The sequence below is a fragment of the Burkholderia sp. Bp8992 genome, assembly GCF_003853705.1.
GTDB lineage: Bacteria > Pseudomonadota > Gammaproteobacteria > Burkholderiales > Burkholderiaceae > Burkholderia.
This window is the reverse complement of the sequence record NZ_QTQI01000026.1, coordinates 68,489-82,759: the sequence shown is the minus strand read 5'-3', so window position 1 is coordinate 82,759 and position 14,271 is coordinate 68,489. Positions and strand designations below refer to the sequence as shown.

At 67.4% G+C, this 14,271-nt stretch carries 11 protein-coding genes; 2 read left to right on the top strand and 9 right to left on the bottom strand.

The window, feature by feature from the left end:
* Positions 1–39: 39 nt before the first annotated feature.
* Together DIE03_RS30215 and DIE03_RS30210 are read right to left on the bottom strand one after the other, a co-directional pair.
* Positions 40–1,068, bottom strand: coding sequence for an ABC transporter substrate-binding protein (locus DIE03_RS30215; RefSeq protein ID WP_124455882.1), 1,029 nt, complete (start codon positions 1,066–1,068; stop codon positions 40–42).
* A gap of 136 nt (positions 1,069–1,204) precedes the next feature.
* Positions 1,205–2,140 (bottom strand): aldose 1-epimerase, encoded by a 936-nt coding sequence (locus tag DIE03_RS30210; RefSeq protein WP_124455909.1) that lies wholly within the window; start codon positions 2,138–2,140, stop codon positions 1,205–1,207.
* Positions 2,141–2,442: 302 nt separating this feature from the next.
* Here DIE03_RS30210 and DIE03_RS30205 point away from each other — a divergent pair, with 302 nt between their 5' ends.
* Together DIE03_RS30205 and DIE03_RS30200 are read left to right on the top strand one after the other, a co-directional pair.
* Positions 2,443–3,483, top strand: a complete 1,041-nt coding sequence (locus tag DIE03_RS30205; protein ID WP_124455881.1) for a LacI family DNA-binding transcriptional regulator — start codon at positions 2,443–2,445, stop codon at positions 3,481–3,483.
* Between the two features lie 386 nt (positions 3,484–3,869).
* Positions 3,870–6,191 carry a PA14 domain-containing protein gene (locus DIE03_RS30200; protein WP_124455880.1) on the top strand — a complete coding sequence of 774 codons (2,322 nt, stop codon included), beginning with the start codon at positions 3,870–3,872 and terminating at the stop codon, positions 6,189–6,191.
* A gap of 71 nt (positions 6,192–6,262) precedes the next feature.
* On the opposite strand, the gene DIE03_RS30195 is transcribed toward DIE03_RS30200, so the two are convergent.
* The 7 genes from DIE03_RS30195 to kdpB form a co-directional block, all read right to left on the bottom strand.
* A complete protein-coding gene (locus tag DIE03_RS30195) occupies positions 6,263–7,030 on the bottom strand; it encodes an ABC transporter ATP-binding protein (RefSeq protein WP_124455879.1) in 768 nt (255 codons plus the stop codon).
* A 33-nt stretch (positions 7,031–7,063) separates the two neighbouring features.
* Positions 7,064–7,777: an ABC transporter permease gene (locus DIE03_RS30190; protein ID WP_124455878.1), complete on the bottom strand. Its 714-nt coding sequence runs from the start codon at positions 7,775–7,777 to the stop codon at positions 7,064–7,066.
* Positions 7,774–8,463 carry an ABC transporter permease gene (locus DIE03_RS30185; protein WP_124455877.1) on the bottom strand — a complete coding sequence of 230 codons (690 nt, stop codon included), beginning with the start codon at positions 8,461–8,463 and terminating at the stop codon, positions 7,774–7,776. The genes DIE03_RS30190 and DIE03_RS30185 overlap by 4 nt, the downstream gene beginning before the upstream one ends.
* Positions 8,464–8,637: 174 nt before the next feature.
* Complete coding sequence (locus DIE03_RS30180; protein ID WP_124455876.1) at positions 8,638–9,411, bottom strand: ABC transporter substrate-binding protein; 774 nt, start codon at positions 9,409–9,411, stop codon at positions 8,638–8,640.
* 281 nt (positions 9,412–9,692) lie between these two features.
* Positions 9,693–10,415, bottom strand: coding sequence for a response regulator (locus DIE03_RS30175; RefSeq protein ID WP_124455875.1), 723 nt, complete (start codon positions 10,413–10,415; stop codon positions 9,693–9,695).
* Complete coding sequence (locus tag DIE03_RS30170; RefSeq protein ID WP_124455874.1) at positions 10,412–12,097, bottom strand: DUF4118 domain-containing protein; 1,686 nt, start codon at positions 12,095–12,097, stop codon at positions 10,412–10,414. The genes DIE03_RS30175 and DIE03_RS30170 overlap by 4 nt, the downstream gene beginning before the upstream one ends.
* 80 nt (positions 12,098–12,177) lie before the next feature.
* Positions 12,178–14,202: a potassium-transporting ATPase subunit KdpB gene (kdpB, locus tag DIE03_RS30165; protein ID WP_221623703.1), complete on the bottom strand. Its 2,025-nt coding sequence runs from the start codon at positions 14,200–14,202 to the stop codon at positions 12,178–12,180.
* Positions 14,203–14,271: the final 69 nt, after the last annotated feature.

Here is a 14,271-nt window from a genome sequence, read left to right as displayed (position 1 = left end):
TTCGCGTGTGAGCGGTTTTGTGGACCGGTTGCCCGCGGATCAGTAGACGAGGTTCGCTTCGAGCGAATGCTTCGCGTTCGCCTTGTCGTACAGCGCATCGTCCATGATCTGCTTCTGCGCGACTGGCTTGCCGGCGAACCACGCTTCGAGCGACTTGAACGCGAGCGGGCCGAAGCGCGGGTTCGTCTCGACGCTCGCCGCGGCCGAACCGTTCGCGATCGCGGTGACGAAATCCTTCGTGCCGTCGATCGACACGACCGTCACGCCGCGCTGCTTGCCGGCCTGCCGCAGCGCGGTCATCGCGCCGAGCGCCATCGTGTCGGCCTGCGCGTAGACGGCGGTCACGTCGGGATGCGCGAGCAGCACCTGCTCCATCACCTTCTGCGCTTCGGTGGCCGACCAGTTCGCGGTCTGCGACGCGACGATCTTCATGTTCGGGAATTTCTTCAGGCCGTCGGCGAAACCGTCGGTTCGCTGGCTCTCGACGGTATTGCCGTAGCCGCCCTGGATCTCGGCGATCGTCGCCTTGCCGCCGGTCGCATCGGCGAGCGCCTGCGCGGCACGCTGCCCTTGCCGGAAGAAGTCGGAGCCGAGGAACGTGATGAAATCCTGGCACGGCGTGCCGGCCGTCTGCCGGTCGATCGTCACGACGGGGATGCCCTTCGCGCGTGCCTGCGCGAGTGCGGGCTGCAGGCCGGTCGAATCGTTCGGCGCGACGATCAGAGCCTGCGCGCCCTGGTTGATCATGCTTTCGATGTCGGCGACCTGCTTCGCCTGGTTCGCGTTCGCATTCGTATACAGCAGCCGCTTGACGCCAGCCGCCTTCGCAGCGGCGCGCACCGAGGCGGTTTCGGTCGCGCGGAACGGATTCTGTTCGTTCTCCGACTGCGAGAAGCCGACCACCAGATCGGTCAGCTTCACGCTGCCCGGCTTCGGATTCGTGCAGGTCTGCGCGGAACTCGACCCGACCTTCTGCGCATTGTCCTGCGCCTGCGCGATCGCGACGCATCCGAGCGTCACACCCATCGTCACCACGATACGTTGCAGCTTTGCACGGCTCGGCATCATCGTCTCCAAGTGTTGTGTTGTGATCGACCCGCACGCCGTGGCACACACGGTCGGCTCCGGCGTCACGAATTAATATTATTACTCGATATTATCGCCTGCCCGACTCGGGATAATCCCGTACCGCCGGGGCGCCCGCTCAGATCGGGCCAGGCGTCCAGCGCAGCGTGGCTTCCAGCGACTCGCCGGGCGCCAGCACGCAGCCGCCGACGGGCGCGGCGCGGTCGCGCGCGCCCACGTTGAAGCAGTCCGTCGTGTTCGTCACAGGCTCGACGCACAGCGCATCGGCGCCGGCGGGTGCGAACACGACGAGCTGGTCGAACGGCCGCTGCGCCGACAACACGACCTGGCAGCCGCGCTCGGGCCAGATCACCGCGGCCTCGCGTGCCCAGCCCACGAAATTGTTGTCGAGATCGAACGCATCGACCCGCAGCCCGTCGCGCAGCGCATCGACGGCCGGATGCGCGCCGACGCGGGTCGGCAAAACGTCGTCGTCGATGTGCCACATGGCGTCCACCTGCGCCCTGACGAGCGTGCGCGAGGTCCGGACGTAATACGGATGATGGCCCATGCCGAACGGCATCGGCAGCGCGTCGAGATTGCGCGCGAACAGCGTGATCGACAGGCTGCCGCCGTCCAGCCGGATCGTCTGGCGCGCCTCGTAGCGGAACGGCCAGTCGCCCTGCCGGCCGCGCTCGGGGCGGTGCTCGAAGTGCAGCTCGACCGAGGCGGCGTCCTGTCGCCCGACCTGCCACGGCCGGCTCCAGCCGTGGCCGTGCAGCGCATGCCGGAATGCATCGTGCGGGCCGGACAGGTCGATCGTGCGGCCGTCGAATGCGAACTTCGCGTCGCGGATGCGATTGCAGTAGGGGAACAGCGGGAAACTCGCCATGCCGAGCGGGTCGCCGCTCGCGACCGCCTCGGCGGTGGCAGGCCGGAACCAGTGCCGCTGGCGGTCGCGCTCGACCTCGTAGTAGGCGGCGATCGAGCCGCCGACCTTCGGCGCGACGCACACGCGGGCCGTGGCGCTGGTCAATTCGATCAGGTTGGCGCTGCGCGGTAGTTCCATCGGCATCATCGATCATCCCCGGACGCGAGACTGACGACCCCGCCGGACGGCATACGGCGCCGGCCGCGGGCAGGTGCGGCAAAGGATGGCACGGCGCGGCACGCGTGGTCAATAATATTTGTTGATATTATTATCTCGACGTCGACGCATCCGGCAAAGCACGCGTAAAGCTTGATTGCCGGCCAGATTTGCCGATGTTACCGTCGAGTCAGATTGATCCGACCCGCTCATTACCGATTCATTTGCCCATCCTGCCGAGGCCGGACCGCGCTCCTACCGTGAAACGCTCTACTCAACGTCGCCCCACGATGACCGACATCGCCAAGCTTGCCGGCGTGTCGCAATCCACCGTCTCCCTCGTGCTGAACAACGCGGCGGGCACCAAGTTCTCGGACACCACGCGCGAGAAGGTGCTGAAGATCGCGCACGAGCTCGGCTATCGCTTCCTGCCGCGCGAAGTGGCGATGACGCACGACGGCGAGCGCGACCTGATCGTCTATCTCGCCGACGAGATCTCGACGAGCCCGCATCCGGTCGTCAACATCGACGGCGCACGCGACGCGGCCTATGCGAACGGCAAGCTGCTCGCCGTGTACTCGACGCACGGCAACGTCGACATCGAGCGCCAGGTGCTCGATTCGGTGCTCGCGATGCCGAACCTGCTCGGCGTCGTCTATGCGACCGTCTATACGCGCAAGGTCACGCTGCCGCCCGAGCTGCTGCGCGTGCCGGCCGTGCTGCTCAACTGCTATACGGCCGAAAGCGGGCTGTCGTCGATCGTGCCGGCCGAAGTCGCGGGCGGGCATGCGGCGACCGAATACCTGCTGCGTGCGGGCCACCGGCGCATCGGCTACGTCAACGGCGAGCCGTGGCAGGACGCCGCGAAGGATCGCCTGAAGGGCTATCGCACCGCGCTCGCGACGGCCGACATTCCGTTCGCGCCGGAGCTCGTGCGCGACGGCGACTGGGGTTCGGATACCGGCTTCGAGCAGACGCTGTCGCTGCTGCGCGAGCCGAACCCGCCCACCGCGATCTTCTGCGCGAACGACCTGATGGCGATCGGCGCGATCGAGGCAGTCAAGCATCTCGGGATGCGCGTGCCCGACGACGTGTCGGTGCTCGGCTACGACGACCAGGAAATCGCGCGGCACACGCACCCGCCGCTGTCGACGATCGTGCTGCCGAACTACGAGCTCGGCCGCTGGGCCGTCGAGATCCTGCTGCAGGAGGAGCAGAACCGCGCGGTCGGGATGCCCGTGCGCCGCCGCGCGATCAAGCTCGACGGGCCGCTGGTCGAGCGCGGCTCGGTGCGGACCGTCGAAACGGCCGCGCAATCGGCCAGCGCGTAAGTACGCGCCCGCCTTCGCCTTAGCCTTCCCGCCGAACACCCGACGGCGCGGCGCATTCGCCGCCCGCCGCCTTGCCGCGCGTCCCTTCCCGTCCGCCTTACCCTCGGCCGTCGCCTGCTTCAGGGTAAACACCATCGCTAAATTATTAGTAATAATTTAAAAGCATTTCTATACTTGCGTCGGCATCGGGCAGAACCCCGAGCCACCACAAGGCAACACGACGAGACGGCGACCGGAAGCGAATGCGCGCGAACCCGCCGCGCTGCCCGCTCCGCCCGTCCGCACATCACACGCCTACCGTTCCGCGACGCGTCCTGTCCGGATACCGCTGCATCCGCATCGAGTCACCAGTCGTCCGCTTCTCCTCATTCATCCGGGAGTCCAGAATGACTATCACGTCTCGTCTCAACCCCGCCGCACTGGCGGTCGTCGTGCTGCTCGCGTCATGCGGCGGCGATGATTCGTCCGCCCCGTCCGCATCGGCACTCGCCGCGCGTGCCGCCATCGACGCCGCGGCGAGCGACAGTGCCGCCGCCGCGAATCCCGCGGCATCCGGCGATTTCATGAATGCCGGGTACGGCGGCCCGTCGCACTTCCCGAACCAGCTCGTCACGCTCGGCCTGCCGGGGCCGACGCCCGCGTTGCGCGTGTCGTCGCGCGGCGTGCCGCCCTATGCACCGCCGGCGCCGCCTGTCGCGACCGACACGCAAACGCTGACGCTCGCCGACTTCGATACGTACGGCCCGGCCTGGACGAGCGGCGGGGCGAACACGATCCGGATCGACGGCACGAGCACGGACGGCGCGAAGCTCGTCACGAACGCGCAGCATCCGGCGTACGGTCACGCGTCGTACGAAGCGGACGTCACGATCGGCGCACCGGCACCCGGCGCCAATACCGCGAACGCGGGCTTCATCGTGCACGTGACGAACCCGACGGTCGGCACCGACGCACTGACGGGCTACTACATCGGGCTCGATGCGGTGCGCCACGTCGTGCAGGTCGGCCGCGAGCAGAACAACTGGACCGACTTCGTCGACTACCCGGCGCCCGCGATCGTGCCGGGCAGCACGCATCACCTGAAGGTTGTCACGCGCAACAACGCGATCGACGTCTATGTCGACGGCACGCAGGTGATCAGCATCAACGACGCGACGAGCGGCCTGACGACCGCGCTGCGCGCGGGTGCGTTCGGGCTGCGCCGCTTCGGCGCGAGCGTCGCGTTCAGCAACGTGACCGTCAGCCGCTATCCGGACGTCGCGCCGGCAACGTACGACTTCTCGCGCGTGGTCGGCGCCGTGTACAACCCGTGGAATGCCGTCAACGCGATCGACTTCTGGCAGAACTACGATCCGGCGATCGTCGACCGCGAGCTCGACTACGCGCAGACGTACGGGATGAACACGATCACCGTCTACCTGCACTACCTGAACTGGGTCAACGACCGCGATGCGTTCCTCGCGAAGTTCGACAGCCTGCTCGAGATCGCCGCGCGCCACGGCCTGAAGGTCGCGCCGATCTTCTACGACGACTGCTGGCACGTCGATCCCGCATACGGCCCGCAGCCCGCGCCGATCTTCGGCGTGCACAACAGCCGCTGGGTGCAGTCGCCCGGGCAGTCGGTCGAGCAGCAGTACCTGCAGCCGGTCGCGGCGGGCGCGTCGACCACGTACAAGCAGGACCTGCAGCACTACATCGCCGATTTCGTGTCCGCGCACCGCAACGATCCGCGCATCCTGTACTGGGAACCGATGAACGAGCCCGGCTGCAGCGGCAACGGCGCGCTGCAGCCGACGCGCGCGCTGATGATGAACGACGCGCGCATCGCGATCCTGAACGCGGGCGCGACGCAGCCGATCAATTCGCCGAACGTGCAGGAGGCGGAAGGCGACTACTTCTCCGACTTCCATGCATTCCACCCGTATGCGCTCAACGCGACGACGCCCGACTACTCGCTGCCGCCGAGCCTGCTCGACAGCCTGAATTCGGAAACGCTGCAGCGCGGCTGGCCGGGCGGCCAGGCCGGCCAGACGATGGCCGGCATCGCGTCGACGTACGGCGGCAAGACGGGCTTCCTCGTGTGGGAACTGATGATCGGCCGCACGAATACGCGCTTCCACTGGGGGCAAACGGCATCCGCGCCGGCCACCGTCGAGCCGGCCACGCCGTTCCAGGGCACGCTCTACCCCGACGGCCACCCGTGGAGCACGGCCGAGGTGCAGGCGCTCGCGAGTGCATTCAGCTCGCGGCTGCGCGTGCTGAACGCGACGTACTACAACGACACGACGTTCACGACGCCGGTGTTCTCGTCGATCACGCCGCTGGTCGATTTCGACCTGAACACCGAGCGCGGCACCGATTCGCCCGATGCGTCGAAGGGGATGAATGCGACGAACTATGCGATCCGCTGGACCGGCGCGCTCGATATTCCGAAGGGCGACGACTACACGTTCAGCGTGACGAGCGACAACGTCGCGCGCGTGTGGATCGACGGGCGCAAGGTGATCGACAAGGAACAGCCGGGGCTCGCGACCGCGAAGGGCCGCATCCACCTCGCGCAGAAGCGGAACGTGCCGATCCGCGTGGAGTACGTGCATGCGAACGGACCGGCCAGCATGCACCTGCAATGGTCGAGCCCGAGTGCGGGCCGCGACAATCTCGTGCGTGTCGCGCAGCGGCCGTTGACGGACGCGCTCGCGCAACAGTAGGCGTGGTTCGCATCGACGCCCGTGAAGCCGCGACGACTTCACGGGCGTTGATGCAAAACCCGCACGCGGTCTTACTTCAACCGCCCCGACAGGAACTGCCCGAGCCGCTCGCTCTTCGGATTCACGAGAATCTGCTGCGGATCGCCCTCTTCCTCGATCTTCCCCTGATGCAGGAAGATCACGTGATTCGACACGTTGCGCGCGAAGCCCATCTCGTGCGTGACGACGATCATCGTGCGGCCTTCCTCGGCCAGCTTCTGCATCACCTTCAGCACTTCGCCCACCAGTTCCGGATCGAGCGCCGACGTCGGCTCGTCGAACAGCATCACTTCGGGCTCCATCGCGAGCGCACGCGCGATCGCGACTCGCTGCTGCTGGCCGCCCGACAGGTGCGACGGATACATGCCCTCGACGCGCGGCGCGAGGCCGACCTTCTCCAGGTACTTGCGCGCCCGTTCGATCGCTTCATCCTTGCCGATCCCGAGCACGGCCATCGGCGCCTCGATCACGTTCTCGAGCACCGTCATGTGCGCCCACAGGTTGAAGTGCTGGAACACCATCGACAGCTTCGTGCGCATCCGCTGCAGCTGCTTCTGGTCGGCCACGCGCAACGAGCCGTTGCGGTCGCGCGTGGTCTGGATCGGCTCGCTGCCGATCGTGATCTGCCCCGAGCACGGCTGCTCGAGGAAGTTGATGCAGCGCAGGAACGTGCTCTTGCCGGAGCCGCTCGAGCCGATGATGCTGATGACGTCGCCGGCCTTCGCCTTCATCGACACGCCCTTCAACACCTCGTTGTCGCCGAATTTCTTGTGCAGGTTGTCAACGGTAAGCTTGTACATGCTGGGTCCTTCCTTGCGAATCTTGCGGATGCGTTAGTGGCTGCGCGGCGAGAGGTACGCGAGCCAGCGCGTCTCCAGCTTGCGGAACGCCCAGATGAGCGCGAACACGACGACGGCGTACAGCACGGCGGCAATGCCGTAGGCCTGGAACGACATGTAGGTTGCCGAATTGACGTCGCGCGTGACCTTCAGGATGTCGGGCACGGTCGCGGTGAACGCGAGCGTCGTCGCGTGCAGCATCAGGATCACTTCGTTGCTGTAGCTCGGCAGCGAGCGGCGCAGCGCGGACGGCAGGATGATGCGCGTATAGAGCTTGAAGCGCGACATCCCGTAGGCCATCCCGGCTTCGATCTCGCCGGCCGGCGTCGCCTTGATCGCACCGGCGAAGATCTCCGTCGCGTAAGCGCATTCGTTCAGCACGAACGCGAGCAGCGTGCAGTTCATCGCGTTGCGGAAGAACGTGTCGAGCAGCACGTGGTTGTGCACGACCTGCAGGCTGTAGATGCCCGTGTAGCACATCAGCAGCTGCACGTAGAGCGGCGTGCCGCGGAACACGTACGTGTAGAGCCAGACGGGGCCCGAGATCCAGCGGTTCGACGACGCGCGCGCGATCGCGAGCGGCACGGCGAGCGCGAAACCGAGCGCGATCGACACGACCAGCAGCCACAGCGTGATCGCGAGGCCGCTGAAACGGTAGCCGTCGGTATAGAGATAGCTTTGCCAGTACTGGCTGACGAGTTCGATCACAGTGCGAGCCTCCGGACACCGACGGAATAACGCTTCTCGAGGTGATGCAGCACGACGTTGGACACCGTCGTGATCGCGAGGTAGATCGCGCCCGCAGCCAGCGTGAAGAAGAAGAAATCGAGCGTGCTCTTGCCGGCGTCCTGCGACGCTTTCACGACGTCGGCAAGACCGATGATCGACACGAGCGCGGTGGCCTTCACGAGCACCTGCCAGTTGTTGCCGATGCCGGGCAGCGCGAAGCGCATCATCTGCGGGAACAGGATGCGGTGGAACACGCGCCAGCCGCTCATCCCGTACGCGAAGCCGGCTTCGAGCTGGCCGCGCGGCACCGCGAGGAACGCGCCGCGGAACGTCTCGGTGAAGTACGCGCCGTAGATGAAGCCGAGCGTCACGACCCCGGCCACGAACGGGTCGATGTCGATCTGGTCCCAGCCGATCAGGTCGGTCACGTTGTTCAGCAGGATCTGGATCCCGTAGAACAGCAGCAGCATCAGCACGAGGTCCGGCACCGCGCGGATCAGCGTCGTATAGAACGTGCCGATCGACTTGAGCACGCGGTTCGCCGACAGTTTCGCCGCCGCGCCGGCGAGCCCCAGCACGAGCGATGCGGCGAGCGACAGCACCGCGAGCTTCACGGTCTCGACCGTGCCGGCCCACAGCAGCGGGCCAAATCCTTGGAAGATCATATGAGGAGTCCAGAGCGAGGTGGCTGGATTGTCAATAGCCATTACCCGCGCATCAAACGATATCTACGCACTACCTGATGCACCCTGCTCATCAAGTCGGACGCATCACGCGAAGCGGGTTGCACCCGCAACACACGCGGCGCGCGCCACAATCGGTGCGCGCCGCATGGAGGGTCAGCCGCCGTAGACGTCGAACGCGAAGTACTTCTTCTCGAGCTTCTTGTACGTGCCGTCCTTGATGATGTCGGCGATCGCATGGTCGATCTTCGCCTTCAGGTCGGCATCGTCCTTGCGCAGGCCGATGCCGGCGCCGTTGCCGAGCGTCTTCGGATCGTCGAGGTCCTTGCCGGCGAATTCGAAGTTCGCGCCGCGCGGCGTCTTCAGGAAGCCGATGTCGGCCTGCACCGCGTCCTGCAGCGCCGCGTCGAGGCGGCCGGACATCAGGTCCTGGTACACGCCGTCCTGGTTCTGGTAAGGCACGACCTGCACGCCCTTCGGCGCCCAGTAGGCCTTCGCGTAGGTTTCCTGGATGGTGCCCTGCTCGACGCCGACCGACTTGCCCTTCAGCGATTCGGCCGTCGGCTGCAGGTTCGTGCCCTTCTTCGCGACGAGGCGCGTCGGCGTGTTGAACAGCTTGTCGGAGAACGCGATCTGCTCGGCGCGCGCCGGCGTCATCGACATCGACGACAGCACGCCGTCGAACTTCTTCGCCTTCAGCGCGGGGATCATCCCGTCGAAGTCGTTCTCGATCCACACGCATTTCGCCTTCAGGCGGGCGCAGATCTCGTTGCCGAGATCGACGTCGAAGCCGACGACCTTGCCGCTTGCGTCCTTCGATTCGAACGGCGGGTAGCTGGCGTCGACGCCGAAGCGGATCGTCGACCAATCCTTGGCGTGGGCACCGACCGCGATGCAGGCAAGGGCAATACTGAGCGCGAGTTTCTTCATGGCGTTCCTGTCAGAGGCGAACTGGGCCGGGTTCCGGCCGGACTGCCCGCCGGGAACCCTTCCAACCCGGCAATCGCCCCTTCCGGCGATGCGCCAAGTTGTACATACAACTTTGCCTTTTCCGGGATGGCGCCAGCAATCCGTGTTTATCTCTAATTGTCGGCGGATTATGGCCGTGGGCCGCGATTCTCCTTAATTTTCAATTCATTATCGATTACACGAGGCTGAATTCCGGCTTTCTCGCGGCGTAAGGTGGCAACCGGATACCTCGCAAAGGCTGTCTAGACCTCGCGCGGCACGCCGACCGTTTCCAGACCGACCAGCCGGTAGCCGAACTGCAGCTCCGTCAGCAGGTGCCGCGGCCGCGCCGGCACCGGCTCGAGCTTCTGGCGCAGGTTCGTCATGTACACGCGCACGTAGTGCGCGCGCTCGGCGTCGTGAATGCCCCAGACCTCGGCCAGCAGCTGCCGCGCGGCAACCACGCCGCCGCGCGCGCGGATCAGCGCGGCGAGCAGCCGGAATTCGAGGCGCGTCAGATGCACGGCCTCGCCGCCACGCGCGACTTCGTGCCGGCCGAGATCGACGGTCACGTCGCCGAACCGCACGATCGACGACGCTTGCCCGTCGGCCGACACGAACGCCGCGCGCCGCAACTGCGCGCGCGCCCGCGCGAGCAGTTCGGGCACGCCGAACGGCTTGGGCAGGTAATCGTCGGCGCCCGCATCGAGCGCCGCGACCTTCTCCACCTCCTGCTGCCGCGCCGACAGCACGATCACCGGCACCGTCGACCATTGGCGCAACTCGCGGATGAAGGCCTTGCCGTCGTCGTCCGGCAGCCCGAGATCGACGATCACGAGATCGGGCTTGCTGCTCGACGCATACATCCGCGCCTCGCGGGCCGTCGACGCCTCGCAGGTGTCGAGCCCTTCCTGTTCCAGCGCCATCCGCACGAAGCGGCGAATGTCCGCTTCGTCCTCGACGATCAATACGCGCGATCTGATCATGTCCGGCTCTCGTGTTCGATATCGGGCGGCGCGCCCAGTGGCAGGCGAATCTCGAACCGCGCGCCGTGCGGATCGAGCGGCACCGCGCGGATCGAGCCGCCGTGCGCGTTGACGATGCTGCGGCACAGTGCGAGCCCGAGCCCCACGCCGCTGATCGACGGTTCCTTGCGTTCGCGCTCGAACGGCTCGAACAGCGGCTCGGTGTTGCGCGCGATGAAGCCGGGCCCGTCGTCCTCGACGAATACGTACAGCGTTTCGCCGAACACGCGTGCGCGCACCGCCACGGCCGCCTCCGCACCCGCGTATTTCGCGGCGTTGTCGAGCAGGTTCATCAGCACGCGCTCGATCAGCAGCGCGTCGACGTCGATCAGCGGCAGGTCGGCCGGCAGGTCGACGCTCACGTCGCGGCCGGCCAGCACGCCGGCCGAGTGCGCGAGCGCGCTGCCGACGATCTCGTCGAGCATGTGCCACTCGCGATTGAGCCGCACGCCTTCGCTCTGCATCCGCGCGAGGTCGAGCAGGTTTACGACGAGCCCGTGCAGCGCCTCGGCCTGGTTGCGGATGCCGTGCGCGAGCGCGGCCGGTTGCCCGTGCGCGAGCCGCTCGGGCCGCTCCAGCGTCTCGGCGAGCCCGCGGATCGCGGTGAGCGGCGTCTTCAGGTCGTGCGACACGGCGGCGAGCAGCGCATTGCGCAAGCGCTCGCCTTCGATCCGGACCAGCGTGTGCTGCGCGACGCCGACGTAGTGCACGCGCTCGAGCGCCATCGCGATCGACGAGCACAATGCGTCGATCAGCCGGCGGTCGTCCGGATCGGTCGGCACCGGCTGCGCATCGCCGAACAGCACGAGCACGCCGCGTACGCGCATCGGCGCCTTCAGCGGCAGGTACTGCGCGGCCGCGCGCTCGAACGGCGGCAATCCGCAACCGGCCGTGCGGGCATTTTCGTAGACCCAGCGTGCCGTCGGTACGTCGACGAACCGCGCATGCCGCGCGGGCGTCAGCCGGTCATCCGCATCGGGCAGCACGAGCGCGACGCGCACGCCGAGCAGCGGCGCGATCGTGCCGGTGCAGATCGACGCGATCTGTTCGGTCTCGATTGCGGCCGACAGATCGTGCGCGACACGCGCGAGCGCCGCCGAGCGCTTCTCGTTCGCCCGCGCGGCGCGCGCCTCCGCGCGCAGGCGTGCCGCGAGCTGGCCGATCGCGAGCGCGACGGCAAGCATCAGCGCGAATGTGAACACGTACTGCGTATCGGACACCGCGAACGACAGCCTCGGCTCGACGAAGAAGAAGTCGAAGCAGCCGACGCAGACGAACGCGGCCCACGCGCCGGCCAGCCTGCCGAGCCGCAGCGCGATCAGCACGACCGTCATCAGGAACAGCATCACGACGTTCGACAGGTCGAACACGCGCAGCAGCGCGCTCGCCGCGAGCGTCGCGAGCGCGCAGACGAGCGTGGCCAGCAGCAGCGGCACCGCGTACCGCGACATCCAGACTTGCGTGCGCGGATGCGCTTCGCGCACGGCCAGCGCGGGCTGCGTGTCGGGCCCGGCACCGGCGATGCGGTCGGCCATCGACGCGCATGCGCGCAGCACGCGGCGCCAGTTGTCGCGGCCCGCCACGGGCGCCTGCGGCACCCTCGCCCGGCGATTCACTTCGTTCACGTTCACATTCACATCCATGATCGCTTCCGGCAATTGAAACGCCGAACGGCCCCGCACACGCCGCGAAGGCGTGAGCGGGGCCGCGACGGCGCGTTCGGTCAGATAAACGGCGTCAACAGCATGTCGATCAGCTTGATGCCGATGAACGGCGCGACGATGCCGCCCACGCCGTAGATCAGCAGGTTGCGCCCCAGCAGCTTCGCGGCCGGCTCCGCGCGATACTTCACGCCTTTCAGCGCGAGGGGAATCAGCGCGACGATGATCAGCGCGTTGAAGATCACCGCCGACAGGATCGCCGACGTCGGGCTGTTCAGCCCCATCACGTTCAGCGCGCCGAGCGCCGGATACGTCGCGACGAACGCCGCCGGGATGATCGCGAAGTACTTCGCGAGATCGTTCGCAACACTGAAGGTGGTCAGCGCGCCGCGCGTCATGATCATCTGCTTGCCGACCTCGACCACCTGCATCAGCTTCGTCGGGTTGCTGTCGAGGTCGACCATGTTGGCCGCCTCCTTCGCCGCCTGCGTGCCGCTGTGCATCGCGACGGCCACGTCGGCCTGCGCGAGCGCCGGCGCGTCGTTGGTGCCGTCGCCCGTCATCGCGACGAGATGGCCCTTCGCCTGGTGCTCGCGGATCAGGCGCAGCTTGTCTTCGGGCGTCGCTTCGGCCAGGTAGTCGTCGACGCCGGCTTCCGCCGCGATCGCGGCCGCGGTGAGCCGGTTGTCGCCGGTGATCATCACCGTCTTCACGCCGACCTTGCGCAGCTCGGCGAAACGCGCGCCGATCCCGTGCTTGACGATGTCCTTCAGCTCGATCGCGCCGAGCACCGTCGAGCCGTCGGCGACGACGAGCGGTGTGCCGCCGCGCCGCGCGATGTCGTTGACGGCCGTCTCGACCGCTTGCGGAAACACGCCGCCGAGCGCATCGACGTGCGCGCGGATCGCCGACGCCGCACCCTTGCGCACCTGGCGTGCGCCGATGTCGAGGCCGCTCATCCGCGTACGCGCGCTGAACGGCACCGCGATGCTGCCGGCGGCACCCACCACGTCCAGCGAGAAGCGCTGCTTCGCGAGCGCGACGATCGAGCGCCCTTCGGGCGTCTCGTCGGCGAGCGACGACAGTTGCGCGGCCTCGGCCAGCGCGCGCTCGTCCACCCCGGGCGCCGGCCGGAACTGCACGGCCTCCCGGTTGCCGAGCGTGATCGTGCCGGTCTTGTCGAGCAGCAGCACGTCGACGTCGCCGGCCGCCTCGATCGCGCGGCCCGACGTCGCGAGCACGTTCGCGCGCATCATGCGGCTCATCCCCGCGATGCCGATCGCCGACAGCAGCGCACCGATCGTCGTCGGGATCAGGCAGACGAGCAGCGCGATCAGCACGGTCAGGCTCACGGCCGAGCCCGACGCGTTCAGCAGCACGCTGAACTGCGAGAACGGCAGCAGCGTCACGCACACGAGCAGGAAGATGATCGTCAGCGCGACGAGCAGGATCGTCAGCGCGACCTCGTTCGGCGTCTTGCCGCGCTTCGCGCCTTCGACCATCGCGATCATCCGGTCGAGGAACGCCTCGCCCGGTTGCGCGGTGATCTTCACGATGATCCAGTCGGACAGCACGCGCGTGCCGCCCGTCACCGACGAGAAATCGCCGCCCGACTCGCGGATCACCGGCGCCGATTCGCCGGTGATCGCCGATTCGTCGACCGACGCAACGCCGTCGATCACTTCGCCGTCGGCCGGAATCGTGTCGCCGGCCTCGACGAGCACGATGCTGCCGGCCGCGAGTTCGTCGCTCGGCACGCGATGGCTCGTGCTGCCGGCCTGCTTCGGCTCGTCGAGCACCTTCGCATACACGCGCTTGCGCGCCGCGCGCAGCGCGTCGGCCTGCGCCTTGCCGCGCCCTTCGGCCAGCGCCTCGGCCGCGTTCGCGAACAGCACGGTGAACCACAGCCAGCACGCGACCGCGAAGATGAAGCCGGCCGGCGCATCGGCCGTGCCGGTCAGCGCCTGCAGCCACAGCGCGGTCGTGACGATGCTGCCGAGATAGACGACGAACATCACCGGGTTCTTCAACTGCACCTGCGGCGCGAGCTTGCGGAACGCCTCGCGCAGCACGGCCGTCCAGCGCATCGGCGGCACGCCGCCGACCGGCAACGCCGCCGGGTTGATCGGGGTTTCGATATGGGACATGAATGACTC